The 25,236-nt window shown below is 72.5% G+C and carries 22 protein-coding genes; 13 read left to right on the top strand and 9 right to left on the bottom strand.

Going from position 1 to position 25,236, the window contains the following annotated elements; genetic code table 11:
• Window positions 1–79: 79 nt before the first annotated feature.
• A complete protein-coding gene (locus M8J74_RS24425; RefSeq protein ID WP_249838506.1) occupies window positions 80–709 on the bottom strand; it encodes a hypothetical protein in 630 nt (209 codons plus the stop codon).
• A 353-nt stretch (window positions 710–1,062) separates the two neighbouring features.
• On the opposite strand from M8J74_RS24425, the gene M8J74_RS24420 reads away from it, so the two are divergent.
• Window positions 1,063–1,704: a 4Fe-4S single cluster domain-containing protein gene (locus tag M8J74_RS24420; protein WP_283948548.1), complete on the top strand. Its 642-nt coding sequence runs from the start codon at window positions 1,063–1,065 to the stop codon at window positions 1,702–1,704.
• A 7-nt stretch (window positions 1,705–1,711) separates the two neighbouring features.
• On the opposite strand, the gene M8J74_RS24415 is transcribed toward M8J74_RS24420, so the two are convergent.
• Window positions 1,712–2,902 (bottom strand): macro domain-containing protein, encoded by a 1,191-nt coding sequence (locus tag M8J74_RS24415; protein ID WP_249838504.1) that lies wholly within the window; start codon window positions 2,900–2,902, stop codon window positions 1,712–1,714.
• Window positions 2,903–3,143: 241 nt separating this feature from the next.
• On the opposite strand from M8J74_RS24415, the gene M8J74_RS24410 reads away from it, so the two are divergent.
• The 4 genes from M8J74_RS24410 to M8J74_RS24395 all read left to right on the top strand — a co-directional run bounded on the left by M8J74_RS24410 (window position 3,144) and on the right by M8J74_RS24395 (window position 10,080).
• Window positions 3,144–5,555 carry a protein kinase domain-containing protein gene (locus M8J74_RS24410; protein ID WP_249838503.1) on the top strand — a complete coding sequence of 804 codons (2,412 nt, stop codon included), beginning with the start codon at window positions 3,144–3,146 and terminating at the stop codon, window positions 5,553–5,555.
• Window positions 5,552–7,147: a hypothetical protein gene (locus M8J74_RS24405; protein ID WP_249838502.1), complete on the top strand. Its 1,596-nt coding sequence runs from the start codon at window positions 5,552–5,554 to the stop codon at window positions 7,145–7,147. The genes M8J74_RS24410 and M8J74_RS24405 overlap by 4 nt, the downstream gene beginning before the upstream one ends.
• A 93-nt stretch (window positions 7,148–7,240) precedes the next feature.
• Complete coding sequence (locus tag M8J74_RS24400; protein ID WP_249838501.1) at window positions 7,241–9,301, top strand: AAA family ATPase; 2,061 nt, start codon at window positions 7,241–7,243, stop codon at window positions 9,299–9,301.
• Window positions 9,301–10,080, top strand: a complete 780-nt coding sequence (locus M8J74_RS24395) for an FHA domain-containing protein (protein ID WP_249838500.1) — start codon at window positions 9,301–9,303, stop codon at window positions 10,078–10,080. The genes M8J74_RS24400 and M8J74_RS24395 overlap by 1 nt, the downstream gene beginning before the upstream one ends.
• A 12-nt stretch (window positions 10,081–10,092) precedes the next feature.
• On the opposite strand, the gene M8J74_RS24390 is transcribed toward M8J74_RS24395, so the two are convergent.
• Genes M8J74_RS24390 through M8J74_RS44855 form a run of 3 tightly spaced genes read right to left on the bottom strand, consistent with a single transcriptional unit; the run spans window position 10,093 to window position 14,997 of the window.
• Entirely contained in the window at window positions 10,093–10,761 is a 669-nt protein-coding gene (locus M8J74_RS24390; protein WP_249838499.1) for an RES family NAD+ phosphorylase, read from the bottom strand.
• The gene (locus M8J74_RS24385) at window positions 10,761–11,426 is read right to left on the bottom strand and encodes a hypothetical protein (RefSeq protein ID WP_249838498.1); all 666 of its coding nucleotides are present in this window, start codon (window positions 11,424–11,426) and stop codon (window positions 10,761–10,763) included. Before M8J74_RS24385 ends, M8J74_RS24390 begins: the two co-directional genes overlap by 1 nt.
• Complete coding sequence (locus tag M8J74_RS44855) at window positions 11,416–14,997, bottom strand: CHAT domain-containing protein (protein ID WP_249838497.1); 3,582 nt, start codon at window positions 14,995–14,997, stop codon at window positions 11,416–11,418. Before M8J74_RS44855 ends, M8J74_RS24385 begins: the two co-directional genes overlap by 11 nt.
• A gap of 406 nt (window positions 14,998–15,403) precedes the next feature.
• On the opposite strand from M8J74_RS44855, the gene M8J74_RS24375 reads away from it, so the two are divergent.
• The 3 genes from M8J74_RS24375 (at window position 15,404) to M8J74_RS24365 (ending at window position 17,359) form a co-directional block, all read left to right on the top strand.
• Entirely contained in the window at window positions 15,404–15,715 is a 312-nt protein-coding gene (locus tag M8J74_RS24375; protein WP_249838496.1) for a hypothetical protein, read from the top strand.
• Complete coding sequence (locus tag M8J74_RS24370; RefSeq protein ID WP_249838495.1) at window positions 15,712–16,371, top strand: hypothetical protein; 660 nt, start codon at window positions 15,712–15,714, stop codon at window positions 16,369–16,371. Before M8J74_RS24375 ends, M8J74_RS24370 begins: the two co-directional genes overlap by 4 nt.
• Before the next feature lie 217 nt (window positions 16,372–16,588).
• Entirely contained in the window at window positions 16,589–17,359 is a 771-nt protein-coding gene (locus M8J74_RS24365) for a cytochrome P450 family protein (protein WP_249838494.1), read from the top strand.
• A gap of 418 nt (window positions 17,360–17,777) precedes the next feature.
• Here the strand turns inward: M8J74_RS24365 and M8J74_RS24360 are convergent, their stop codons facing one another.
• Window positions 17,778–19,199, bottom strand: a complete 1,422-nt coding sequence (locus M8J74_RS24360) for an NsdA family TPR-like regulatory protein (protein WP_249838493.1) — start codon at window positions 19,197–19,199, stop codon at window positions 17,778–17,780.
• Window positions 19,200–19,308: 109 nt separating this feature from the next.
• Window positions 19,309–19,734 (bottom strand): DUF6299 family protein, encoded by a 426-nt coding sequence (locus M8J74_RS24355; RefSeq protein WP_249838492.1) that lies wholly within the window; start codon window positions 19,732–19,734, stop codon window positions 19,309–19,311.
• 227 nt (window positions 19,735–19,961) lie between these two features.
• Between M8J74_RS24355 and M8J74_RS24350 the strand changes: the two genes are divergently transcribed.
• On the top strand, window positions 19,962–20,156 hold the full coding sequence (locus tag M8J74_RS24350; RefSeq protein ID WP_249838491.1) for a DUF5999 family protein: 195 nt from the start codon (window positions 19,962–19,964) through the stop codon (window positions 20,154–20,156).
• A gap of 13 nt (window positions 20,157–20,169) precedes the next feature.
• Here the strand turns inward: M8J74_RS24350 and M8J74_RS24345 are convergent, their stop codons facing one another.
• Together M8J74_RS24345 and M8J74_RS24340 are read right to left on the bottom strand one after the other, a co-directional pair.
• Window positions 20,170–20,568, bottom strand: a complete 399-nt coding sequence (locus tag M8J74_RS24345) for a RidA family protein (protein ID WP_249838490.1) — start codon at window positions 20,566–20,568, stop codon at window positions 20,170–20,172.
• Window positions 20,565–21,689 carry an acyl-CoA dehydrogenase family protein gene (locus M8J74_RS24340; protein ID WP_249838489.1) on the bottom strand — a complete coding sequence of 375 codons (1,125 nt, stop codon included), beginning with the start codon at window positions 21,687–21,689 and terminating at the stop codon, window positions 20,565–20,567. The genes M8J74_RS24345 and M8J74_RS24340 overlap by 4 nt, the downstream gene beginning before the upstream one ends.
• 127 nt (window positions 21,690–21,816) lie before the next feature.
• Between M8J74_RS24340 and M8J74_RS24335 the strand changes: the two genes are divergently transcribed.
• The 4 genes from M8J74_RS24335 to M8J74_RS24320 all read left to right on the top strand — a co-directional run.
• Entirely contained in the window at window positions 21,817–23,409 is a 1,593-nt protein-coding gene (locus M8J74_RS24335; protein WP_249838488.1) for an AMP-binding protein, read from the top strand.
• Window positions 23,410–23,424: 15 nt separating this feature from the next.
• Window positions 23,425–24,237: a PaaX family transcriptional regulator gene (locus M8J74_RS24330; protein WP_249838487.1), complete on the top strand. Its 813-nt coding sequence runs from the start codon at window positions 23,425–23,427 to the stop codon at window positions 24,235–24,237.
• A gap of 149 nt (window positions 24,238–24,386) precedes the next feature.
• A complete protein-coding gene (gene cysC, locus M8J74_RS24325) occupies window positions 24,387–24,944 on the top strand; it encodes an adenylyl-sulfate kinase (protein WP_249838486.1) in 558 nt (185 codons plus the stop codon).
• A partial coding sequence (locus M8J74_RS24320) for a phosphoadenosine phosphosulfate reductase domain-containing protein (RefSeq protein WP_249838485.1) occupies window positions 24,941–25,236 on the top strand: 296 nt, incomplete at its 3' end. The genes cysC and M8J74_RS24320, both read left to right, overlap by 4 nt.

The raw sequence follows: 25,236 nt of genomic DNA, 5'->3' as shown, positions 1-25,236 counted from the left end.
CAGGACGCGGGCAGGGGTGGCGGACCCGCCGTCGACATGACGCGGCGGGCGCGTGTGCAGCTGCCCCGTGCGGTCGGCCTCAGGCCGCTTGCGCTCCCGTCGAGGAATGACCGAGGTCGAGCAGGTTCAGTGCCCTGGTCAGGGCCGAGGGAGCGCCGGGGGCCGCGGCGAGCCATGAGTCGTAGTCCTGCCATCCCGGGTCCAGAGTGATCTGGCCGGGCAGCCAGGAGTTCGGACGCACCCGGCGGTTCCCGTCGACGGCGCACTGCCGCCGCCAGACGGCGTCCCAGTAGTGCGCCAGCCGCAGGTTCGCTCCGGCCACGTCCGACTCCGCGCGGGTACGGCACTGCGCCGCCGCCGTGCGCCACTCGGCGACGGAGCGGCCCCATCGGTCCAGCAGTGCGGGCGAGGGGCTGCGCCGCACTTCGTACTGTGTGATCACCGCGACGACTCCGGAGTGGATGCCCGCCACCAGGGCGTGCCGGTCCCTCAGCAGCCGGGCGCGCAGCTCGGTGGTGGTGCGCACCGCCATGAGCCGGACTTCCTGGACGTACGGCGTGATGAGTTCGGCCGAGTCCGGGTTCTGGTCGGGGAGCGTCATCCGCAGCCGGCTCCCGTCGCGCCGGCCCCGCCAGCGGCTGCGCACCGAGCTGTGCAGACCGAGGCCGCCCGGACGCAGACCGCCCGTGACTGTGTGTCTGGTTTCCACGAAAGGTCCCCCCTGTGTACGAGTGCCTTCCCCAAGGCACAGGAGATCGGCTTTCCGTGCGCATACGGTGGCGCTGGACGCGAAAGCCAGGACGCCGAGCCTAGCCGAATATGCGATGAAATACATGCGGGCGGGAGGGAAGAATCCGTTCCCGTCCCGGACCCGAAAAGGGTCCGCTTCGGTTCCTCAATCGGTCCGATTCCGGTCCGGAACGAGAACATGACCACTTGCCGCCCGGGGACGTCCGAGCGAATACTTTTTCTCCGCGCACGTGGGGAGGAAGTACGTTGGGAAACGCGGAACAACTGAATGTGAGCGGCACGCACCTGCCGCTGGTGACACTCGGGCCGGGAATGCGGCTCGGCGTCTGGACGCAGGGCTGCGAGCTGGCCTGTCCAGGCTGCATGTCACGACACACGTGGGACCGCGCCGGCGGCGTCCGGACCCCCGTGGTCGACCTGCTGGCCCGGTGGCAGGAGGCTCTGGACCGGGGGGCGTCCGGGCTGACCGTGAGCGGCGGGGAGCCCTGCGACCAACCGGCCGCACTGGGCGCCTTCCTCAGGGGTGCGGACGAACTGCGCAGCGCAACCGGCGTACGGGCGGCCCCCGACGGCGGGGCCCCCGACCTGCTCGTCTACACCGGATACGAGGACGACGAACTCACCGCGGAGCAGCGAGCGGCGCTCGCGACGGCCGATGCCGTGGTCACCGGCCGCTTCAAGGTCGCCGAGCCCACGGACCTCGTCTGGCGCGGCTCCGCCAACCAAAGGCTCTGTCCGCGCACGGAGTTGGGGCGTCTGCGCTACGGCCCGCACCTCACCCGCGTCCGGCGTCCGCACGATGCGGGACTCCAGGTCGTGGTGGACCGGCGAGCCGAGGACGGGACCTGGCCGATGCGCTGGTACGGCATTCCACGCCGCGGCGATCTGACCGCGTGGGAGAGGGAGGGTGCCCGCCGTGGCCTGTCGGTATCAGCACCGAGCTGGCGTGCCTGACCTTCCCTCAGCACTGGTCGGCGGCCCGCAGCACAGGGATCAGGGCTGGGGTGCGCGTGACCAGGTGCACTGTCCAGCGAGGGTCCGCTCGCAGTTCCTCCTCCACGGCCCAGCGCAGCCAGCGGGCAGCCCGCTCGGGTGGCAGACCTCCACGCCCGGCTCCGAGCACGGGAAAGCAGAGGGACGACAGCGGGGGGTCGTAGGCCTCCCGTTCCCTGGCGGCCGTACGAAAGACGCCGGCCACGGCGTCGACCACCGTCCGCTCGGACGTCTCGTAGCCGCGGCCGTCGCGCCGGGGCACCGCGACCGCCGCGTGCAGAACGCGGCGGACACCCCGCTCCGCCATGGCGCCGGGGCCCGTGGGTACGACCGTGCCGGGCGGTACCTGGATGCCGCCGTGGTTGTGCCGGGCCAGCCAGTCCCGCAGTTCCCGGGCGAGGGGGTCGTCGACGACTGCGTTGGCCTCGTTCCGCACGGCTGCGGCGCGGCGCAGCGCCCCGGAGACGGTGTCACGGAAGATCTTCGACATCTCCAGGTAGGTGTTCTCGGACGAGACCAGGACGTCGATGCCGCGCAGCAACTCGATCGGCGACAGATGCACCTGGATGTGCGGGTGCGCGGGCGGATCACCCGGCGTCGTCATGTCGAAGTGCGTGGGCGGATCGGTCATCCGCGGCGTGCGCGGCGGGAGATCCGGAGCCGACCCGCACCGCTCGGTGTTCCCGTCCGCCGCGGCCCCCGCGCCGGCCAGGGCCAGCACGGCGTCGGCCAGACGGTCCAGGACCTGGTGTTCCTGGCGATGCCGGAAGCTCTCCGTGGTGACACCGAACACCGCGGCGGCCGCCCTGCGCCGGTCACCGGCCGTCTGGGAGCCGGTGGCGACGAGCCCGAACGAGAGGGCCGCCGCACGCGCGAGTTCGCCGACGGGCTCGACCGCGTCCGGAAGCGACTGGTCGCCGGACGGCGGACAGGAGCGGTCGAGCCAGCGGACCGCAGTCATCAGCAGCCGTTCGATGCCTGCCGCGGGCTCCATCGGCCCCGTGGGCAGGCCCGCGGCCGTCGCAGCGGCGGTGAGCCCCGGATGCGCGATCTCCCGGACGCGCGGGATACCGACCTTGCGCAGCGCGCGCAGTTCGGCGACGAGTTGGTGGTGCAGTGGGAGTTCGGAAGGCGCCGCGGGGCGTTGTGCCAGACCCATGTCGGCACGATAGGACCGGGCCGCTCGGGAGGTAGGCGGTTTCACGCGATCGGTACAGCCCTGCCGAGGGCCGACCCGGTCGCCACACGTTTCTTCCTGTCCATTTCTTGCCGCAAGTTATTCGTGGTCGACGCAGGGATCGACTTTATTTGATCGAAGGCATTCAGAAAGTGACTAAATTCGGACGCCCGCAGCGGCAGGAATATCTTCGCGTGATATTCATTCGGCCGAGGAGAATCACATGAGTACGGAAGTTCCGCCTGACGGCCGGCCGCCCTCGGCCCGGACCGCCATTCCGCCGACCGACCAGTTCCCGGATGTCGACCCGGACCCGGCGCGTGGCCGCGAAGTCCGGCCCGATCTGCACGACCTGCCGGAGGAATTGCGCGGACGGTTTGAACGGCTCGCCGAGTTGGGTGCCGGCCGCACCGGCGAACCACGGCCCACCCAGGCCGTGGTGCTGCGCGTCGTGGAACGCGACCCCCGGCTCAGACCCTCGGGCGTGCCGTTGGTCTGGAAGGGCTACCACCACTTCTTCGCCCCGCATCACCAGGTCCATGAGGTCCTCAGCGCACCCGTTCACGAGAACGTCGTTCAGGTCCTGGACCGCGGCATCGCGACCGGAATGGTGTGGGAGGTCTGCCTCTCGGAAGGGGAGACCACACTCGCCGAGTACCGCGAACGCCGCCAGGAACGAGAGGGCGGCCCGCTGCCCGCCGACTGCATCCGACAGGTGGTCGAGCAACTCCACGGGGCACTCACCGCGTTGCACCGGCACGGCATCGTGCACCGCGACGTCGCCCCGGACAACATCGTCGTCCGCGAAGGCCCGGCCGGAGAGCCTCGGCTGGTCCTCGTCGACATCGGCGCCGCTCTGCCGGTGTCCTCCGCGCGGGTACGGCACTGGACCGGGAAGCCGCACTACCTCGCGCCGGAGGCCACCTCCGTCGTACAGACCGTCCAGCCGTCCGTCGACTGGTGGTCCCTGGGCATGGTCGTCGCCGAACTCGCCCTCGGCACCCACCCGATCCGTCTGCGAGAACGCGGGCTCGTCCTCAGACGCATCAGCACGGAGGACGTCGATGTCAGCGGAATCGGCGACCCCCGGCTGCGTGCCCTGTGCGAGGGACTGCTCACCCGGTCCCTGAAGCACCGCTGGGGCTCGGACGAGGTCGGCCAGTGGATCGATCCCGACCGCGAGGACCCCGCACCGGTCACCCGGGGCATCGCCACGTCACCCGGTCCTGCCGCTGCCTCCGGTCCGCGGACAAGGCCGTTCACCTTCATCGGACGGGAGTACACCGACCCCGAGGACCTCGCCGACGCGCTCGACCGCGACCATCCCAGCGCGTCACGGCTACTGTCCTCCCCGTCCGGGCGCCGTGCACTGGTCGGCTGGCTCGAGCAGTTCCCGCCGGACACGGTGGCCGAACCCGTGACGGCGGCCAGGGCGGGCGAAGCCGAGGAAGGACCTGCGGCCAGGGACGACCTGCGCACCCGCCTGTCCGAGGCAGCACCCGATCCCGTCACCCTCGCCCGGCTCCTCAACCGGCTCGGCCCGCATCTGCCCGTCACCTGGCACGGCTTCAGCCTTGAGGGTCACCGGTTGCCCGAGGTCGTACAGCACGCGAGCGAGGGCGACCGGGACGCTCGTGACCTCATCGTCGCTCTCGGCCATCCAGGACTCCTGACCACCCTGTCCGTCCGGCCGGGCGGCGAACAGCTGGCCGCCACCGAGGACCAGTGGCGGCGACTGCGCAGCGCCTGGGACGCGCAGACGGAGGAACTCGCCCTGCGGCACCCGCGGCTGCGCCGGCGCGCGGTGCGGGCGGCCCTCAGCCGGACCGCGGCGGTCGACGCCCGGTTGCTGCACCTGGCCCGGCTGCCGCAAGTCGCCGGTCACTGGAGCCGACAGGCCCAGCGGGCCGCCCGGACCCTTGCCGTCCGCGTTCCCTGGTTCGAGCAGTTGCTCGACGAGGCCGACGACCCACTACGCCGACTCGCCGCGATGATGCTCGTCCGTCTGGCCCAGGACGACGCGGCACAGGCGTACGCACGGCTCGACGAACGGCGACAGCAGGAGGCCGCCGCCGCTCTGGCCGCCGCACGCGACGGACTCGACGTCGTGATGCGCCGCCTCGACATGCTGCCGAACCTCGGGTGGGCACTGCTGGGCGCCATCCTGCTCTGCGTTCCCTGGGGCTTTGTCATCTCGCTCTCCGATGCCGCGGGACTCGCGCCGCAGTCCGCCGTCGTCACCGGCTGGCTGCTGGCGATGCCCGCCGCCTTCGTCGTACACCTCCTCGAACTGTGGATCGCGGTCCGCATCGGGCCCCCCGGTTACCATCCCTCCCACTCGCTGGCCGGACTCATCATCGGGACCGCAGAACGGCCGGGGCGGTTCGTGCTCGCCGGCCGCTGGGCCAGGCTCGCCGTGGGCGTCCTGATGGCAGTCCTGTTCACGGTGGTGCTGCCGTACGTCCTGCTGTGGACACCGTGGCTGTGGCCCGTGTGCACCGTCGTCGCGCTCGGCGTGTGGACCGTGCGGCGCGACCGGCTCTGGCGACGCGCGCTGCTCAGGCAGCGTGCCCTGCAGGCGGCCGTCCGCGACGGACGTACGCTGCCCGTCGTACCCACGGGGGGACCGGCATGAGTTCCGCGCAGGGGTACGCCGGCGTCCAGGACGTGTGGCCGACGTACGGATACGACACGTCCCCGCCCGTCTCCACCGGCCATGTCACGAGCGGGCTTCCGCACGTGTCCGTCGCAGACATGTCCCACAGTGTGGACCACGTCGTGCACGGCGTGGCCCACGCTCTGCACGAGCTGCTCGAACCGGCCGCGATCGCGCTGGGTGCCATGAGCGGAGCGTTGCTGGCCGGACGAGCGGCCATGGCCGCCACCGGGGTGCTCGCTCACGCCGCCGTCCGGGCCGCGGAGGAACAACGCTGTCTGCTGCGACAGCAGGAGTCGGCCCGCGACGCCGCACAGCAGTGGGAGAGCGCCGCGTTCGCCGCCGTCCGCGTGAACGCGCGCCGCACCGTGCTCGCCGCCCGACTCGCCCGCCTGAAGCGGGAAACCCCGCCGGGTTCGCCCCCGCCCGCGCCCGTACTGCCGCCGCCCGTCCAGCCGGTGGGCTGCCGCCTGGACGTCACGCGTCAGACCTTGGCCGAGGCTGAACGGGCACTCGAACAGGCCGAGGCCGAGCTGGCGGCCTGGGCATGCGCGACGGCGGTCGCCGACGTCGCCGATGCGCGGGACACCTCTTGGCAGCGTGTTCTCGCCGAGCGACGTCGGCCGCGGCGCCGGACCGGAGCAGGGACCCCGCCGGCCGCCGAGCCCGCCCGGCCCTCCGTGGAATCCGAGCCGGTCCCGGTGACCCGGGCTAGGGGGGCTGACGAGGACGAGGTGACCTCTGCCTCCGCGGAGCTCCTGGGCGCCCTGCCCGTCGAAGCGACCCCGGAGGACAGCGAGCCCGTCGTCACCGCCCTGCACCACGCCTTGATCTGCGTACGCGCCGGTGACGGCATCAGCGCCGCCGAACATCTCGAGGAGGCCCGCATCTTCGCCGCCGATGTCGGCCGGCGTGTCCGCCTCCGTGCCGATGCCCTGTTCCAGGCCGCGGCCCAGTTGGACTTCCTCACCACCGAGGTGCCGTCCGACGTGGAGCCCGCGCCGCCGGCCGAGGACGTCCTGGCACTGCTGCGCGAGGCGGTCGCGGAGGGCCGTCCCCTCCGCGCAGCCGACCGGGACCGGGCACGCGCGGCGGTGGACGATCGGCTGGAGCAACTGGAACGACGCTACCTCCAGCAGGGAGCAGAGCATGTGCTCGGCGCGCTCGGCGGGGAACCGGCCCTGTGGCACGACACCGCATCCGGCGCCCGGTGCGCCGCCTTCGCTCCCCCCGGCTGGGAACCGGACCACTGGATCGAGGTGACCGTCCATCCGGACGGCCTGGACCTGGTCACATGCCGAGGCGGGCCGCCCTCACCCATCGATGCCGAGCGCTGCGCCGAGGCGAAGCAGTGGGCCGCGGGCTTCGAGCAGGCCCTTGCCCGCCTCGGCCTGGAATGCGACTTCCGCTTCGACTCGGAGGCCGTCGCACCACGCTCACCGGACGCCGCGCCGCGCACCGCGTCGGGGTCGTCGGGGCGCGAGCGTCCGGGTCGTTCCCGGGACGACCTGAGGCGCCGGGACGACGGACCACGGCACCGGCAGATCGACGACCGCGACGGCCGGCACTGAGCCACATGCCGCAGGGACGGTGGCCGGCAGGTGATCCGGCCGACGCCGCGTCACACCACCCGCGGTGCCGTTGCACCGCGGAGAAAGGAACTCATGAGTTCGACCAACGCATCGCCGCGAACGCCTCTCTCCAAGGACGGCGAGCCCGGCCGCACCGCCTCGAGCGCCCAGCGGTCCATACCCCCTTTCGTCGACGAGGTCGTCGGGACGCTCTCGGTGCACAGCCAGTTCGTGGTGCACGGCAACATCCACGACCGCTATCTGGCGCGGCGCCGTATCGGTGGAAAGCCGGTCGACAGCGACCGCAGCCTGCCCGAATCACTGTGGGACGGACTGCGCCCACTCGGGTACGGCGCACTGCTGAGCTACGACCAGATAACCGGATTCCAGGCACTGGTCGGCCCTGACCAGGAGACCGTTGTCGAACTGCTCAACGATGCCCTGCGGAGCCCGCGCACCGGAAGCGGCAGCGGCCGCACCCCCCAGCTCCTCGAAGCGGAGCCGCTCTTGCGTGAGATCGTCACGGGATTCCGGGAACGGCGCACCGCACGGCGTCGGGACGGCCGTGACGCCGAGCCGCTGCGGCTGGCACTGCTGATCGATCACTCCTCCAGGCTGAGCACCGACGTCACCCGGCTCGGCGAAGGCGAGCGGGACTTCTTCCTGGCCTGTGTGCAACTCGCCCAGGAAGCCGAGCCGTTGTCCGCCGCCCCGCACCACCCCCCGCGCGACCCGGCGGGCGCGGGGAAACTGTTCAACCCGGTCATCTGGCTCGCGGACAGCGACCGCGACCTGCCGCACTGGCTGGTGAGCGGATCCGGGCGCGTCCGCGCGGTCGCCGTTCCCGGGCCGGACGCCGGCGAGCGCCGCCGTATGGCGCAACTGCTCGCCTCGGAGCATCCGGCGGCACCGGCAGACGACAAGGCGGCGCGTCAGGACGGCACCGGGGCCGTCGCGGACGCACCGTCGCGGCTGGACCCGGTCACCGCGTTCGCCAGGGCAGCCGCCGGACTGTCGCTGGACGCCATGCGGCAGAGCCACCGGCTCGCCCTGTCCAGGAGCATGCCGTTCGAGGCGATGCCGGACGCGGTCCGCATCTACCGGCTGGGCGTGGAGAAGGACCCATGGCGCTCCTGGGACATCCGCGAACGCATCGCCCATGGACACGCACATCTCACCGGGCGGGTCCGAGGCCAGGAACAGGCGGTCACGATGACGCTCGACATTCTCAAGCGCGCGGCCCTCGGGCTGTCCGGGGCGCAGGCGACGTCCACCGGACACCGGCCGCGTGGCGTCCTCTTCTTCGCCGGTCCCACGGGGACGGGCAAGACCGAAATGGCCAAGAGCGTGGCGCAGTTGCTGTTCGACAGCGAGGACGCCTACCTGCGGTTCGACATGAGCGAGTTCTCCTCCGCGCACGCCGCGGACAGGCTCGTGGGCGCGCCGCCCGGATACGTGGGATACGAGGCCGGCGGTGAACTCACCCGAGCCGTACGCGCCGATCCCTTCCGGGTCATCCTCTTCGACGAGATCGAGAAGGCACACCAAGGGGTGATGGACAAGTTCCTCCAACTCCTGGAGGACGGGCGGCTCACCGACGGACAGGGTGTCACCACGTACTTCAGCGAGTGCGTGCTCATCTTCACGTCCAACCTCGGGATCCAGCACACGGATCCACAGACCCGGCGGCGGGTGTGGGACGTGCGCCCTGAAGACGACTACAACGACCTCGTGCAGCGGGTCAGGGCCAATATTCGCCAGCACTTCGAGGCCGAGGTGGGGCGGCCGGAGCTGATGAACCGCTTCGGTGGCAACGTGGTCGTGTTCGGCTTCATCACGGGTGAGGCGGCGGAGGAGGTGCTCGACCTGTCGATCCGCAACATCACCGCTGCCGTATGGGACAGCCAGGGCATTCGGTTGGAGATCAGCCCGCAGGCCCGCCGACGGCTCGGTGAGTACTGTCTGCGGGATCCGTACGCCGGCGGGCGCGGCATCGGCATGGCCCTTGAGACGCACCTGATCAATCCGCTGGCACGCGCGGTCTTCACGATCCGGCCGCAGTCGCTGAACGGCACACTACGGGTGACCGACGTGTGGGAGGACAAGGAGACCGGGTCGGTGGACCTGCGGGTCGAACAGGTCCCGGAACGGTGATGTCGGACGTCGAGATCGACGAGCCGGACGACGAGCCCTGGGAGGACCTGACGCCCCGCCGACCCGGCACACCCGTGCATCCGGCGGGCGTCCACCAGGCATCCGCCACTCCGGAGAAGCCCTCGCCCGGCGATGGGCACGGGGATCGGCAGGGGGACGACGAATCCCGGCCGGCTCCGACGGTGCCTTCTCCCCCGGAGGCGGCTGCGGGTGCGCACGCCGACGAGGACGACTCGGTGGAGGAGTTCTCGCCCCTGCGCCCGGGTGCTCCCGAGGCGAGAGGCGCCGACCGCCTGGAGCAGCCCGCGCCGCAGGCTCGGCTCGTGCGCTGCACCGGGTGTGGTCGAAAGGTGCCACGAACCTCAGACAGGTGCCCGGTCTGCTCGGCTCCGGTCGCGAGCGCCGCCCCCACCCCGGACAGCGGGGCGACGGCGGTGCTGCGCTTCTCCGGCGGTGCGGTGCAGGTGCACCTGCGTCCGGGCGATGTGCGGGCCCTCGGCCGGGATCCGGTGTGGGCACCCACAACGGCCGGCGGGTTCGCCGACGAGAGATCCGTGTCCCGCCGCCACGCCGAGGTCACCCTGCGCTCGGACGGCACCTTGTGGGTGACGGAACATCAGAACGGCACCACCCACGGCACCCGGGTCAACGGGGAGTATCTGCTGCCTGCTGTTCCCCGGCCCCTGGTCGACGGCGATCGCCTCGTCCTGGGGCTCGACTCGGAGGCGACCGTCTCTCTGTGCGCCCCCCGTGAGGAACCCACCGACCCGGAGGCCTGAGCGGCGACCGCGTCAGCCACCCGCCGGCTCCCGCTCGGAGACCGTCGCGCGGACCGGGCCCAGCAGCCGCCGGGCCTCGGCCGCGCCCTCCTCCGTGCACAGACGCACCGTACGTTCCGGAACGGGTTCCAGCGGGCGCTCCCCGCAACGGTCGCCGAACAACTGGAGTGCCTCGCGCGGCCGGTGACGTTTGGACTGCCACAACAGGCCCTGAATGTCCGGCGCGTGTTCCCTGATCAATCGAACCCAGTAGCGGGTCTTGGCGTAGTCGTGCCGCTCCGCGTCGACCAGCCAGGCGTCCTGCCACACCGCGGCGAGACCCTCCGCGCTCATCAGGTCCACGAGGGCGAGGTCCGTCGTGGTGCGCACCACCGACAGGCAGTACTGGCTCGCCCGTGCCCAGGGGATGCGACGCTGGGCGGTCGGACCGTCGAACCGCATGGACCGCAGCAGCACCTCGCTCAGGGCAGTGACCGGGTCGAGCGCTCCGTACAGATAGGAGAACGGGTCCTGTTCCGTGGCACCGAAGCGGTCTCCGTCGAAGAAGGCGTGCTGGCGGCTGGGGTTGAACGACTCCGCCGGGCGCGTCTCCCGGTGGCAGCGGTACACCTCGGTGCCGGCGGGCAGCAGCCGGACCAGCGGCTCCATCCGGGCCCCCTCGGGCGGGGCGTGGCCGGCCATCAGTCGTCCTCCACCAGGGCTCGGGCAGCGGCGAGGATGAGCTCATGGGGCGCCTCGTCCAGGAGATCGGCCGGAGCACCGTTCAGCCACTCGTTGTCGCCCAGCCACCAGTCCGCCGCGCCCCACGGATCCTGCCCCGCGAGCAGCAGCCGGTTCACCTCCCGAACCACCGGCCGCAGCTCGTCCGTACCGGGACTGAACTGGAACTCGGGGTAGCGGTAGCCGTGTTCGGGGTGACGCAGCCGGATGCAGTCGTCCGGCGCCGCGTCCGTCACGGTCGCAGGCGTCGCCGCCGCTTCCCGGGCCGGCGAGTCGAGCAGTCGACGCCGGGTGGTCTCCAGCACTTCGTCAGCCGTCGGTGGCGGGCCGGACAGGAAGCCGAGTAGGTCGGCCAGCCGGGCCCGGTCGACGACGGCGTCGCGGTCGGCGACCGGATCCGCGTAACGCAGGGCACCGCGCAGCGCCGCACCGACGGGGTGGTGCGCGGGCAGCCTGCTCAGCATCCGCCCCACGTCCCGCACGGCGCGCCGGATCGAGTCGCGGTCCCCGGCCTCGCCGAGCGCGGTGACCCGGCGCAGCAACTCGGCTCGCTCGTGCTCATCCATTTCGGCCAGCGTCTGCGCCCAGTGGCGGTGCAGCACGGCGATCAACTGGTCAGGCGTCATGGACCGGGTTTCCTCCGGGTCGGCCGGGGGCGGGGTTGCCCTGGTGAATGAAGGCGGCCCAGTTCAGCGGTCCGCTGAAATCCTGTTCGGCGAGGAAGGGATCCAGGTCGGTCAGCCCTGGTACCGGACACCGGTGGCCGGTCGGGGTGAGGGCATAGCGCTGCGTGGCACGCAGTGCGTCGGGCGGGGCCAGGCCCGCGTTCAGATGATGGTGCAGGACCGTCATCAGTGCCGGGGTGACAAGGTCGGACACCGCCCAGCGGGAGCCGATGACGTCCGTGGCCAGCCGATGCACGAGGGCTGTGGTGAGGGTGAGGGCCTCGTCGTGGTCCGTGTCGCTCAGATCCGTCTCACACGCGCTGAGCACCACGAGCGGCCCGGCGCGGTCCCCCGCCGACGGTGTGTCCAGCAGAGTGGTCACCGACAGGTGACCCGTCTCCGGGGGAGCGCCCTCGTCGTACCAGAGGTACAGCGCGGAACGGGTGGGGTCGGTGCCTGCCTTCCCGTGACACACCATGTGCACCACCGCGGCGCGGGTGCCGGCGGCGGAGGACTCGGCGCCCAGGACTTCCAGTACGGCGGCCGGCGTCGGCAGGTCGGTGCGGTGCCCGGTGCCGTCGTCCAGAATCCGGGCTTTGCTGTAGTACGCCTTCGCCAGTGCCCGGATCTCGTCGTCGGCGTGGTACAGGTCGTCCAGGGGGACCGACACCAGCGCCTGTCCTTGCGCGATCGGCAGCCTCGAACGGCGAATCCCGTGAACCAGTTCGGAACCCGATGCGGCGAATGTCACGACAGCGAGCTCGCACAGGTGAGCGACCGTCGGGATGCCGGAGGGGTCCGCCTCGGCATCGACGCTCCTCCGCGGCAGCGGGAGCCGCGCCGCCTGCCACGGGACGACACCCAGGTCGCCGCAGGGAACGATCACCAGCCGGACGGGCTCCGGACTCTCATCGGTGCCGCTCGGTCCCAGGCCGCTCTCGGCCAGTGCGCGCTCCCACACGTCCAGCGCGTCCATCACCGGTCCCATCACCGACGCGCCGGCCCAGTCGCACAGCCGGTCCAGGGACTGCTCCAGCCTCTTCTCCGGGCGACGCACCGCGGGGATCGCATCAGGGTCCTCCGTGTCCGACCCCTGGCTGCGCCGCATCTCGATCCTGGCCTGCACGAACGCTGTCAGCGGACCGCGATGCGCGGTGGACAACCCGGGCAGCTCCACGCTGTGCACGCCGAGTCCGGGGCGGAGCAGAAGCGCGGCCCCGACCTCGTCACCCGGCACCAGGTACACCAGTGCGTCGGCTCGGCAGCGGGTCAGTGCGTCGGCGAGGACCGGCACGGACAGCGGCTCTGATGCCGCCTTCGCGGCTCCTGGCGTCGTGCGCACCAGTTCCAGCGCCTTCCTGCGCAGTTCGCTGGGCAGCCGGGGCACCCCCGTGGCATCGGGGTTGAGCACCTCGTCGAACACCGCGGGACCTGCGGAGGCCGCGGCCCGTCGCCACTCGGCCGCCGTCTCGTACGCGCCGAGCGCCTCCAGCTGGTCGGCCATGGTGGTCCGGACCGCGGCGGCGTGCAGCACCAGGGCCCGCCCGGCCTCCAGACAGGAGACCGCCTCGTGGGGCCGACCGAGACGTACCGCCCATCCGGCGGCGAGGACACCGAGGCTGCCGGCTGCTCGGGCGGCGCGTAGACCGTGCTCGGCACCGAGTTGCAGCAGCACGTCGTCCACCGAGGCACGCAGGGCGAGGCGTGCATGGGCGAGAGCGCGGGTGAACCGGTCCCGTACGGCGGTGTCCTGGCCGGGATCGCCTGGACCGGCACGCTGCGCGAGGGTCGTGGCCAACTGCTCGTGCAGGGGTACGACGAGATCGGCGGCATGGGACTGTGTTTCGTGGCTCTCGGCTTCCAGGTCCGCCACAGCTGCCTCCAGCTCGGCGATGGCCTCGTCGAGGAGAGCGGGGTCCCCGTCGCCGGCGACGTGCAGGGTGCGCAGGGCCAACGCGATGGCCAGCCGGATTCGAGGGCGCTGACCGGATACGGAAGCCGGTTCGTCCAGCGCGGCCCGCGCCGAGTCGAGGGCGCGCCGCACCCGGTCGAGGTCCGGCTCGAGGTGCGTCGCAAGCACGAGCAGCGGGGCTTCCATCGCGGTGAGCAGTGGGCGGGCGAAGGGCAGTGTGCCGGTGCATGCCATGGCGGCGGTGTGCTGGGTGACCGCGCTCCGCAAGGCGGACAGGTCGGTGGTGAGGTACGCCCGGACGATTTCGAGGCCGCACAGGAGGATCCGGGGCAGGCCGCTCCACTCGCTGCCGTCCTCGGCCGCCTGCTCCGCCAGGGCGAGCAGTTCACTGCGGTACTCGTTCAACGCGGCCGTGTCGCGCTCCCGTTGCGCCCGATCGATGGCGAACTGGGCTTTCAGACAGCGGTTCATGAGCAGCAGGCCTGGGGCACCGGCCCGCTCGGGGGTCTGCGCGGCAAGGAGACCACCGGGCCCGAGTGCCTCTTCGACCAGCTCCTCGGCGGTCTGCCCGTCCTGAAGACTGTGACCGGTCATGTGGGAGCCGACCAGCACGGCGGGCACGATGGCCCGGAGCAGCCACGCGGTGTCCGAGTCGACGGGATGCGCCGCGTCCCGCAGTCGGGCCAGTAGCTCCAACGCCTGTGCGAAGTGGTGCTGTTCTCCGGTGCGCATGCCGAGTACCAGAAGGGACATGGCCGCGATGGCCAGTTCCCGGCCGCCCCCGCAGCGCGCCTCCACCACGGTCCGCTCGGTCAGTACACGCAGGTCTTCGAGTGTGACGAAACCAGGGCTGATGATCTCCGTGAGGATCGTGGGCGCGTCCAGCGAACGCGCCATCTCCTGAAGATCTGTTTCCTCGGGCGGCCCGGTGGGAGGTACGGGACGCGCTGCGTCCACGGGGCCCGCTCCCGTGTCCTCGCTGGAGGGCAGGGCGTCGAACGCCTTCATCATGTGCGGCAGCGCCTGGGCCAGACCGCCGAGTTGACCGTCCGGGGGCAGCAATCCCGGCAGAGCGGCCATGATGTCCGCGAGCGCGCCGGTGCTTCCGTCCTCCGCCACACGCAGCAGGGGCACCATGGTCGCGATGGCTTCGATGTGGGCCGGCAGCCGACCGTCCCCGCCCGCCACCTCGCGGCCCAGTTCGACGACCTCGGTCAGCACTTCGAGCGCGTTCATGCCCTCCGCGGCCGCGGGCAGACCGAATGGGAGGTAGCGAGCCAGACCGGGCGGCAACACCGCCGCGCCGCTCTGCGCCGACGGAAGGTCGATCAGCGGGGCCACCAGCAGAACGGCCAGATCACGGGCCGCCTCCCGGCGTGCGCCTGCGTCCAGCTCCGGCATCCGCCGTGCGGCCCGCAGAAGTTCGACGGCGCGCATACGGTCGTCCGGGTCGCCTGCCTCCGCCCAACGGGCCGCCAGCAGCGTTCCGAGCCCCAGCCTGACCCGGACCAGCAGTTGGGGCTCCAGCCCTCCACCGAGTGATTCCAGCTCACCGATCAGCATGTCCCGCTCGGTCCGGTCCGGGCCGAGCGGGACCACCACGTTGTCCGCGTACGTCACGCCCGCACCGCCGGCCCGACCCAGCAGGCGTCGCACATGCTCCCCGTCCGCGCATGCGCCCAGCTCGTTCGACGTCAACTGCCGCCCCCGTCGGATCGATTCGTTCCCGGCCGGGGGAGGTGCCTCCCCCATCACACTGGCTCCTCCCCCGGCCCGCCGCACGGTCTTGCTGCGCGGTCACATCGTCATGATGCTCCGGCCCACGGGTATGAGCGAGAGCTTTGCGAGGGAGGACCACAATGCGACCGGACTTGGACCGAAAGCGTCTCGACCTGCGCAGATGTGGCTGCGAGGAGGTCGATGGCAGACGAGGCGGACGCATACGCACGGCTCCGGCGTTCACCCCCTGGCACCATCGCTTTCGAGGCGGGCGGAACGACGCGCGCCCTGGGCGCAGGAGGTTCCCATGTCCGGTCCCCCAGATCCCTTCGAGGAGACCACGCGTCCCGGCTATGCGGCCGACCACATGGCCGGGCTGAGGATCGAGGGGGGCCGACACGAGTTCGTGCTCAGCGGCGTCTGCCCGCGCTGCATGCATGCCTTCCAGTACATCCACCCACTGACCGGGTTCCGCGGACTGTGGCCGAGGCAGTCCCGTGGCACGTACTCCGTCCAGGTCGCGTGCCTCTGCAGCGAGGAGCACCCTGGCCGCCCGGAGGACGACGAAGGCTGTGGCGCGTACTGGATCCTCCTGCTGCAACGGGATGTTCGCCGGTGAACTGGCAGGCGGCTCCGGGGCCGCCCGCCACGCTCGCGGACCGCGCAGCCGTCCGGCATCGCCGCCACCTGCTGCGCCAGGAGCTGGCGAGGGTTCGTGAAGCGGCGGCGGCATGGCGTACAGGACTGGCCGCGCTGCTGGTGAGCATGGTCGGATTCGGCCTGGTGAAGGGCCGCGACGACATCCGGGAGCTGGCTGCGCCCTACGACGTGGTCGTCGGCTGGCTGTTGCTGCTGACGCTGGTAACCGGCGCGCTGGGGGCCCTCCTTCTGCTTCGCGCCGCGCACGGGAGGCCCGCGGTCACCGTAGTTCAGCAGACGCTGCCCGGGGTGCTGGTCCGGGGCGAGGACGTCCTCGATCACCGGGAGACCGTGCGCGCGGCGACGGCGCTGTCGTGCGGTGTGGTTCTGACAATGCTGTGCGCCACGGCTCTCGCCGGAACGGTGGCAGTGACCTGGTACGGCCCGGACAGGTCGAAACCCCGGATCGAGGTGGCCACTCCCGAGGGGACCTTTTGCGGCGGCTCCCAGGGCATTGCCGGCGGACGTCTCTTGTTGCGCACTTCGGCAGGAGAGGTGACAGTCCGCCTCGATGAGGCCCTGACCGTACGTGCGGTGGAGTCCTGCCCGGACTCCGGCGGCTCGGGTACGAGATGAAGCCGAACTCTCACGGCTTCGGTATCGGCGTCAGGCTGTACGGCATGGTGCGGCGGGAGGCCGTCGGCCAGCGTCGCCGTCCACACCGGGCCTCGCATGGCAGGACGTGCGATACGACACTTGTCCTTGGCGCTTCACGGGCACGTTCAACACGTGCAACACACTCGGCCGGGCGGGGCGTGCGCCGGAGCGTCCGGCAGCACCGACCATTGCCTGCATGACGCAGGTGCTGGACCGGGATGGTCAACGACAAGCGGTTCTTCGGCATTTGACGGCGCCGTACTTCGCACCGGCCGGACTGGACGTCTGGGCGGAGGCGATCGACCGGTGCGTGAGGGAGGGGCTGGAGATACTGGGCGGGCGCGAACGCGCCGACCTCATGGGCGACTTCGCGCTGCCGCTGACCGCGACCGTCGGCGCGCACGTCTTCGGACTGCCACCCGCCCACGCGCCGCACATGATGGAGCTCGCCGGGCGGCTGTTCGGCCATGAGCACGCGCGGACTCCCGGTATGCGGGCCGCGCAGCGGGAGTTCGCCCTGCTGGTCGAGGAGGCGCTGCGGACGAAGGCGGAGCTGCCCGCCGAGGACGTGATCGGCGCCCTCGTCCGCGCCCGGCACGGCGGCGCGATCTCCGGCCGCGAACTGCGGGAGCAGGCGGGCGAGCTGCTGATCGGCGCGTCGGGCACCACCGCGATCCGTCTCGCCTACGGCGCCGCCCTGCTGCTGCGGCACCCGCAGACCCTCGGCCGTGTGCCGGCCGCGGACCTCGTGCCGGTCCTGGAGGAGCTGCTCGGGCCGCGGCTGACGGCCCCGTCCGCCGTCGGCGCCCCGCTCGCCCGCCGGGTCGCCGCCGCCGCGCTGCCCGCGCTGTTCGCCCGGTTCCCCGGCATGCGGCTGGTCGGCGAGCTCACCGACATCGTGTGGCGGGGCGCGATCGGGGACCGCCGGCCGGTGGCCGTACGGGTACTGCTGGACGTACGCGCGTGACGGCGGCCGCGGTCGGCGCCTGAGAGCCGTCGGTCACGCTTGCCGCGGGCGGCAGGCGAGGGACGGCATGCACGCCTGCCGCGGGCCGCACGTGAACGACCACCGACACGCCTGCTGCGGCGGCACGCGAGGACCGGCGGGGGCGCCTGCCGCCGGCTGCGCCTGAAAGATGACGGTCACACCCACCGCGGGCTGCACGCGAAGGACGACGGACCCGCCTGCCGCGGGCCGCACGCGAAAAGCGACGGATGGTCGGCCCCCGGCGGCACGCGAGGGCCTGCCGTCACGCCTGCCGTCGGCTCACCTGAAAGGCGACCCTCACGCCTGCTGCCCGCCGCGCGTGAAGGGCGACGGATGGTCGGGAGCCGGCGGTACGTGAGGGCCCGCCGGGGTGCCGGCCGCACCCGTGGCTTCGGGGTTACGCAGGGCTGCCAGTACGTCGGCCGTCGTCAGAGGGTCGGTCATGGGACCACTGTGGCCGTCCGGACCGGCCGCCGTCCGCGCCGGTACTCCGTTCGGCCCCGGATATCACCCTCGCCCACAACTCCGCCACCGCGGGACTGCGCCGGTAGGGGCGCAGTTCCTGGCGGATCCCGGCGAGACGCTGGGTGACCTGCTGGGAGTGGACGCGGGGAGCCTCGTCGAGGCAGCGGTGCCACAGCGCGCAGGCCTCGTCCAGCCGGCCCTGCGCGAGGAGCAGTTCGGCGGTGCCGGCCAGGGTGAGCACCCGCGTCCGGTTGCGGTGTGCCTCGCGTTCTCGCAGCGAGAGCTCGTAGGCGCGCAGCGCCGGGGCGGACTCGCCCAGCGCGCGCAGCACTTGGGCCTGCTGGTAGGCGAAGTCGGCGTGGGCGTAGTGCGTGAACGGGCCCGCGACGCTGTCGGCCCGCTCCAGCCACCGCTCGGCCCGCAGCAGGGTCCGTACCGCCGTGCGCGGCAGCCCGCTCATCGCCTGGCCGAGCGCGCACTGGGTCAGCACGTAGGCGTGGGTGCCTGGCGAGGCCGTGCGCGGCACCGTCTCCGCGGCGGTCTCGGCCAGCCGCAGGGCCGAGGCGGGGGCGCCCAGGCGCAGCGCCTGTCCGCTCAGCGCCCGCAGCCCGATGGCGTACAGCCGCCGGTCGCCGGCGTGGGCGGCCAGCGCCAGGGAGATTTCGTGGGCCTGCTGGGCCTGGCCCTCGGCGCCCATGTCGGCGGCGGACTGGGCGAGGAGGTGGGCGAGTTGGGCCGCGCCGGCGAACAGCACCCGGTGGCCGGTTTCCTCTCCCCGCCGGCGCAGCCACGGGGTGACGACGTCGGAGAGGTAGCCGGCCAGCACCGTGCGGGTGTAGCCGCCGCCGAAGGCGTCGAGGTGGAAGGCGCAGAAGGCGGCGGTGTCCCGCATGGACCGGATCTCCAGGGCGAGGTCCGCCGGCTCGTGCGGGCCGTCGGCGGCGGCCCGGTCGGCGGGGCCGGCGGGCAGGGGCGCGCCGGGCCGGAAGGGGACCGCGCGTGCCGCGGCCCGCAGGCGCGGGTCCGTCTCGGCGCCGGCCAGGTCGCCGAGGCGGGCGACGGCGTCCGGGGCGGCGCTGCCACCGTGTGCCGGGGTGGTCTGGAATCCGGCGTCGAAGGGCGTGACCGGCCGGCCCAGCCGCTCGCTCAGCGCGTGGCAGAGCAGCTCCACGGTGAACGAGCGGGGCCGGGTGCCGGCCAGCCAGTGCGCGACCGAGGTCCGGTCGTACCGGGTGGGCTGCCCGCGCAGGGCCGCCAGCCGGTTGACGTGCCGGGCGAGTGCCTCGTGCGTCAGCCGGGCCTCGGTGACGAGCAGTCGTAAACGGTGGTTCGGAGAGCGACGGTGCGAGGCCACGGGCATCTCCACGGGTCCGACCAGGTAACCGTCCGGGCTGCTGCGTGTACAGCGCAATGGTAAGCGGGGGCGGTTCGCCCGGTGACCCCGAGGTACCGGCCGGCCGCTCTCAGTCGCGGGTCAGGGTGACGTCCCGCCGCTGCACCGCGTGGAAGCGGGGCAGGGGCAGGCCGCTCATGGGGCGCAGCTCCATGACCGTGGCCTCGACGCTCGCGGTGCCGGCGTCGAGGGCGTCCGTGGGCTTGCCCGAGTTCTGCCAGCGGTGTTCCTGGCCGTCGCACACCGCGCTGGTGCCGCCGATGCCCTGGCGGACGTCCGGCTTCGCCTGGCTGACGGAGGAGCTGACGAAGGCCGGGCCGGTGTTGCCGAGGCAGCGGTAGGTGCCGGAGAGCGTCACGGTGCCGTCGGCGGCGAGGGTGCCGGTGGGGTCGACGGTCACCGTCTCGTACGGGTCCGCGGCGGCCGGCGTGGTGGGGGCGGTGAGCAGGAGCAGGGCGGCACCGGCCGCGAGGCCGATGGCGGGGCGGACGAACATGGAGACCTCCTGAAGGTGGGGCTTCCACTAGGTACCGGCCGGGCCCGTCCGGGGCGGTGACCGTCACCCCTTCGGTGGCGAGTCCGCGTCGAGGGTCGTGGAACCGTCCGGGAGTTGTCCGGGTGTTGTCACGCTTCCCGCCGGGGCGTTCCGGTGGGTTCGCGTCCGCGGGATGGTCTGTGCAGCGGGGCCGTACGCAGCGGTCCCGGCCGATGTGGAGGTGCGCCATGTGTTCCCACCAGCCTTCGTGCCCTTCCTCCGACAGCCGCGCCGCGCACATCGTGGCGGCCCATCCGGAGCAGGGCTGGAGCCTGCGCTGCGACGGCGCGATCGTCTTCGACGACTCGGGTGAGCTGACGGCCGACGGCCGCGTCGTCGACCCGCACCGCGTGCCGGCCGAGCGCCCGGCCGTGGCCGCCTGAACTCCGCCGTGGCCTACGGCAGTACGGCGAAGCCGTCGAGTTCCACCAGCGCCTTCTCGTCCCACAGCCGTACGACCTCGACGACCGCCATCGCCGGGTAGTCCCGGCCCGCCAGGTCCCGCCACACGCGGCCGAGCCGGCCGGCGTGCTCGCGGTAGGCGGCGACGTCCGTGGCGTAGACGGTGACGCGGGCCAGGTCGGACGGGGTGCCGCCGGCGGCCGCGAGGGCGGCCAGCAGGTTGCCCAGGGCCCGTTCGAACTGTTCGGGGAGGGTGTCGCCGACCACCTTGCCGTCGGTGTCCAGGGCGGTCTGGCCGGCCAGGAAGACGACCCGGGTGCCGGTGGCGACGACCGCGTGGGAGAAGCCGGCCGGCGGGGACAGCTCACTGGGGTTGATGCGTTCCGCGGTCACCGCGCCTCCCGGTTCCGGTACAGCTCCTTGGCGATGATGTCCCGCTGGACCTCGCTGGCGCCCTCGTAGATACGTGGCGCGCGGACCTCGCGGTAGAGGTGTTCGAGCAGGTGGCCGCGGCGCAGGGCGCGGGCGCCGTGCAACTGGACCGCGGCGTCGACGACGTACTGCGCGGTCTCGGTGGCGAGCAGCTTCGCCATCGCCGCGCGCCGGGGGACGTCCGGGGCCCCTTCGTCGTACGCCGACGCCGCCGCGTACACCATGAGGCGGGCCGCGTCCGTGCGCAGGGCCATCTCGGCGACCCGGTGGGCGACCGTCTGCAGGTCGCGCAGTTTGCCTCCGAAGGCGTCCCGGCGGGAGGTGTGGGCGAGGGTCGCGTCCAGCGCCGCCTGGGCCATGCCGACGGCGAAGGCGCCGACGCTGGGCCGGAAGAGGTTGAGGGTGCCCATCGCGACCCGGAAGCCCCCGTCCGCCTCGCCGATCATGTCGTCCGCGGTGACCGGCACGGCGTCGAAGTCGAGGGCGCCGATGGGGTGCGGGGAGAGCATGTCGAGGGCGGTGCCGGTGAGGCCGGGGCGGTCGGCGGGCACCAGGAAGGCGGTCACGCCGCGTGAGCCGGCGCCGGGGGTGGTGCGGGCGAAGACGGTGTAGAAGTCGGCCTCGGGGGCGTTGGAGATCCAGCACTTCTCGCCGCGGAGACGCCAGCCGCCGCTGCCGTCGGGCTGCGCGGTCAGCGTCAGGGCCGCCGCGTCGGAGCCGGCCCCCGGCTCGCTCAGCGCGAACGCCGCCACCGCCGTGCCGTCGGACACCCGGGGCAGCCAGCGCTCGCGCTGGGCCGGGGTGCCGTACGCGTGCACGGGGTGGGCGCCCAGGCCCTGCAGCGCGAGCGCCGTCTCGGCCTCGGTGCAGCTGTAAGCGAGGGACTCGCGCATCAGGCACAGGTCGAGCGCGCCCGAGGTGAACAGCCGGTCCAGGAGCCCGAGTCTGCCGAGTTCGACGACGAGCGGGCGGTTGACGTGCCCCGGTTCGCCCTTCTCGGCCAGCGGGCGCAGCCGCTCGGCGGCCGTGCGCAGCTCCCCGCACCAGGCGATCTGTGCCGGTTCGAGCGAGAATGCGGGCATCGCCGGTCCCCTCTCTGCCGTTTCCACCCCGACCGTATCGCGCTCCATTGACTGTCGTCACCAACACGATACGCTCCATTCACGAGCCCGCCAGGACGCCGAACCCGGCATAAGGGGGCGCACCTCCATGACCGACTCCGCCCACGTCGACACCTTCGCGCGCGACAACCTTCCGCCCCGCGAGGAATGGCCCGAGCTCCGCTTCGACCTGCCGGAGCTGTGGTACCCCGATCGGCTGAACTGCGCCGCCGAACTGCTGACGGGCCCCGGTCCGGCCCGCCCGGCGTTCCACACCCCCACCGGCCCGTCCTGGACGTACGGCGAGCTGCGCGCCCGCGTCGACCGGATCGCGCACCTGCTCACCGACGACCTCGGCGTGGTCCCCGGCAACCGCGTCCTGCTGCGCGGCCCGACCACGCCCTGGCTGGCCGCCTGCTGGCTGGCGGTGCTGAAGGCGGGCGGGGTGGCGGTCACGGTGCTGGCGCAGCAGCGGCCGCACGAGCTCGCGGTGATCTGCGACATCGCACAGGTCAGGCACGCCCTGTGCGACGTCCGCTCCGTCGACGACCTGGTCAAGGCCGAGATACCCGGCCTGAGGATCACCACGTACGGCGGCGACACCCCGGACGACCTCCTGCGCCGCCCGGCACCCGACACCCCGTACCCGGCCGTCGCCACGGCCGCCGACGACGTGGCGCTGATCGCGTTCACCTCGGGCACGACCGGCCGCCCGAAGGGGTGCATGCACTTCCACCGGGACGTCCTGGCGATAGCGGACACCTTCTCCCGGCACGTCCTGCGCCCCACCGCGGACGACGTCTTCGCCGGCAGTCCGCCCCTCGGCTTCACCTTCGGGCTCGGCGGCCTGGTGGTCTTCCCGCTGCGCGCCGGCGCGAGCGCCCTGCTGCTGGAACAGGCCCATCCGCGGCAGCTGCTGGAGGCCGTCGCCGCGCACCGCGTCTCGGTGCTGTTCACCGCGCCGACCGCCTACCGGGCGATGCTCGCGGAGATCGACGCCCACGACGTCTCCTCCCTGCGCCGCTGCGTGTCCGCGGGCGAGAACCTGCCCGCGGCCACCTGGCGGGCCTGGCAGGAGCGCACGGGACTGCGCATCATCAACGGCATCGGCGCGACCGAGCTGCTGCACATCTTCGTCTCCGCCGCCGACGAGGACATCCGGCCCGGGACGACCGGGGTGCCCGTGCCGGGATGGCAGGCACGCGTCCAGGACGAGGACGGGCACCCCGTGCCCGACGGGGAGCCGGGCCTGCTCGCCGTGCGCGGTCCCGTCGGCTGCCGCTACCTCGCCGACCCGCGGCAGCGGGCGTACGTGCGCGGCGGCTGGAACATCACGGGCGACACCTACGTCCGCGACGGCGACGGCTACCTCCGGTACGTCGCCCGCGCCGACGACATGATCATCTCGGCCGGGTACAACATCGCCGGGCCGGAGGTCGAGGACGCCCTGCTGCGCCACCCGGACGTGGTCGAGGCCGCGGTCGTCGGGCGCCCCGACGAGGCCCGCGGGCAGGTCGCCGTCGCCCATGTCGTCCTCAAGGAGGGCGCCGCCCGGGACGCCGAGGCGCTGCGCGCCTTCGTCAAGTCCGAACTGGCGCCCTACAAATGCCCGCGCGAGATCCACTTCGCTGACGCCCTGCCGCGCACCGCGACCGGAAAGCTCCAGCGGTTCAAACTGCGCACCGAAAGTGACCAGCAGTGATGCCGACGACCTAAGATGATCAACGTGTCCGACCAGCATGCACCACGGTCTCTCATCGTCACGCTCTACGGCGCCTACGGCCGCTTCGTGCCGGGCCCCGTGCCCGTCGCCGAGCTGATCCGGCTGCTGGCCGCGGTCGGCGTGGACGCGCCCTCCGTACGGTCGTCGGTGTCCCGCCTCAAACGCCGCGGGCTGCTGCTGCCCGCCCGCACGGCGCAGGGCGCCGCCGGGTACGAACTGTCGCCGGACGCCCGCCAGTTGCTCGACGACGGCGACCGGCGCGTGTACGCCACCGCCGCACCCGAGGGCGAGGGCTGGGTGCTCGCGGTGTTCTCCGTGCCGGAGTCGGAGCGGCAGAAGCGGCACGTGCTGCGCTCCCGGCTGGCCGCGCTCGGCTTCGGGACGGCGGCGCCCGGCGTGTGGATCGCGCCCGCGCGGCTGTACGAGGAGACCGAGCACACCCTGCGCCGGCTGCACCTCGACCCGTACGTCGACCTCTTCCGCGGCGAGCACCTCGGCTTCGCCCCCACCGTCGAGGCGGTCGCCCGCTGGTGGGACCTGGCCGCCATCGCCAAGGAGCACGAGGTCTTCCTGGACCGCCACGAGCCGGTGCTCCAGGAGTGGCGGAGGCGCGCGGACACCCCGCCCGAGGACGCCTACCGCGACTACCTCCTGGTTCTCGACTCCTGGCGCCATCTGCCCTACGTCGACCCCGGTCTCCCGGCCCGGCTGCTGCCGGAGGACTGGCCGGGGGCGCGCTCGGCCGCGGTGTTCCGGGAGCTGCACGAGCGGCTCAGGGACGCGGGGGCGGTGTTCGCGGGGGTGTGAGGCGGCACCTGGCCGCCCGCGGCCTGCTATGACCTCAGCCACACCTTCCGCCCCTCACGGAACCCTCAGCTTCCTCTGTCCCTCTTCTCAAGTTTCTTACCTAGCGTTCGGCGAGCCGACCGCTAGGCCGAGGAAGAGGACTGTTGCGCATGACCACCACGCCAGGACCCAGGGCTCGGGGAGCCACCGTCTGGCTCACCGGACTGCCGAGCGCGGGCAAGACGACCATCGCCCGCCACCTCGGGGCACGCCTGGCGGCCGAGGGTCATCGCGTGGAGATCCTCGACGGCGACGAGATACGCCGCTTCCTCTCGGCGGGCCTCGGCTTCTCCAGAGCGGACCGCAACACGAACGTGCAGCGCATCGGCCTGGTCTCCGAGGTCCTGGCCCGCAACGGCGTGCTGTCCGTGGTCCCCGTGATCGCCCCGTACGCCGACAGCCGGGAGGCGGTCCGCAAGCGGCACGAGGCCAGCGCGACGCCGTACGTCGAGGTGCATGTCGCCACGCCGGTCGAGGTGTGCGGCGAGCGGGACGTGAAGGGGCTGTACGCCCGGCAGGCCGCGGGCCGGCTGACGGGGCTCACCGGCGTCGACGACCCGTACGAGCCGCCGGCGGACCCGGATCTGGTGCTGGCGACGCAGGCCCAGACGCCCGAGGAGTCGGCGGACGCGGTGTACGCGGTGCTCGCGGAGCGGGGGCTGGTGTGAGCGGCGCGCTGTCCCATCTGGACGCCCTGGAATCGGAGTCCGCGCACATCTTCCGTGAGGTGGCGGGTGAGTTCGAGCGGCCGGTGATCCTGTTCTCCGGCGGCAAGGACTCCATCGTCATGCTCCACCTGGCGCTGAAGGCCTTCGCCCCGGCGGCCGTTCCCTTCTCGCTGCTGCACGTGGACACCGGGCACAACTTCCCCGAGGTCCTCGACTACCGCGACCGTGTGGTCGCCGCACATGGGCTGCGGCTCCATGTGGCCTCCGTACAGGACTACATCGACCGGGGTGT

The organism is Streptomyces panaciradicis, assembly GCF_023516615.1.
In the GTDB taxonomy this organism is placed as follows: domain Bacteria; phylum Actinomycetota; class Actinomycetes; order Streptomycetales; family Streptomycetaceae; genus Streptomyces; species Streptomyces panaciradicis.
The sequence above is the reverse complement of the archived record's forward strand: the minus strand, read 5'-3'. Positions and strand labels throughout refer to the sequence as shown.

What these genes read in the sequence shown, in the direction of transcription:
- M8J74_RS24420 (WP_283948548.1), top strand. Translation starts at nt 1,063, where the DNA reads ATGCGGCTCGGCGTCTGGACGCAGGGCTGCGAGCTGGCCTGTCCAGGC.
- M8J74_RS24415 (WP_249838504.1), bottom strand. Translation starts at nt 2,902, where the DNA reads ATGGGTCTGGCACAACGCCCCGCGGCGCCTTCCGAACTCCCACTGCAC.
- M8J74_RS24410 (WP_249838503.1), top strand. Translation starts at nt 3,144, where the DNA reads ATGAGTACGGAAGTTCCGCCTGACGGCCGGCCGCCCTCGGCCCGGACC.
- M8J74_RS24405 (WP_249838502.1), top strand. Translation starts at nt 5,552, where the DNA reads ATGAGTTCCGCGCAGGGGTACGCCGGCGTCCAGGACGTGTGGCCGACG.
- M8J74_RS24400 (WP_249838501.1), top strand. Translation starts at nt 7,241, where the DNA reads ATGAGTTCGACCAACGCATCGCCGCGAACGCCTCTCTCCAAGGACGGC.
- M8J74_RS24395 (WP_249838500.1), top strand. Translation starts at nt 9,301, where the DNA reads ATGTCGGACGTCGAGATCGACGAGCCGGACGACGAGCCCTGGGAGGAC.
- M8J74_RS24390 (WP_249838499.1), bottom strand. Translation starts at nt 10,761, where the DNA reads ATGGCCGGCCACGCCCCGCCCGAGGGGGCCCGGATGGAGCCGCTGGTC.
- M8J74_RS24385 (WP_249838498.1), bottom strand. Translation starts at nt 11,426, where the DNA reads ATGACGCCTGACCAGTTGATCGCCGTGCTGCACCGCCACTGGGCGCAG.
- M8J74_RS24375 (WP_249838496.1), top strand. Translation starts at nt 15,404, where the DNA reads ATGTCCGGTCCCCCAGATCCCTTCGAGGAGACCACGCGTCCCGGCTAT.
- M8J74_RS24365 (WP_249838494.1), top strand. Translation starts at nt 16,589, where the DNA reads ATGACGCAGGTGCTGGACCGGGATGGTCAACGACAAGCGGTTCTTCGG.
- M8J74_RS24355 (WP_249838492.1), bottom strand. Translation starts at nt 19,734, where the DNA reads ATGTTCGTCCGCCCCGCCATCGGCCTCGCGGCCGGTGCCGCCCTGCTC.
- M8J74_RS24350 (WP_249838491.1), top strand. Translation starts at nt 19,962, where the DNA reads ATGTGTTCCCACCAGCCTTCGTGCCCTTCCTCCGACAGCCGCGCCGCG.
- M8J74_RS24340 (WP_249838489.1), bottom strand. Translation starts at nt 21,689, where the DNA reads ATGCCCGCATTCTCGCTCGAACCGGCACAGATCGCCTGGTGCGGGGAG.
- M8J74_RS24335 (WP_249838488.1), top strand. Translation starts at nt 21,817, where the DNA reads ATGACCGACTCCGCCCACGTCGACACCTTCGCGCGCGACAACCTTCCG.
- M8J74_RS24330 (WP_249838487.1), top strand. Translation starts at nt 23,425, where the DNA reads ATGATCAACGTGTCCGACCAGCATGCACCACGGTCTCTCATCGTCACG.
- cysC (WP_249838486.1), top strand. Translation starts at nt 24,387, where the DNA reads ATGACCACCACGCCAGGACCCAGGGCTCGGGGAGCCACCGTCTGGCTC.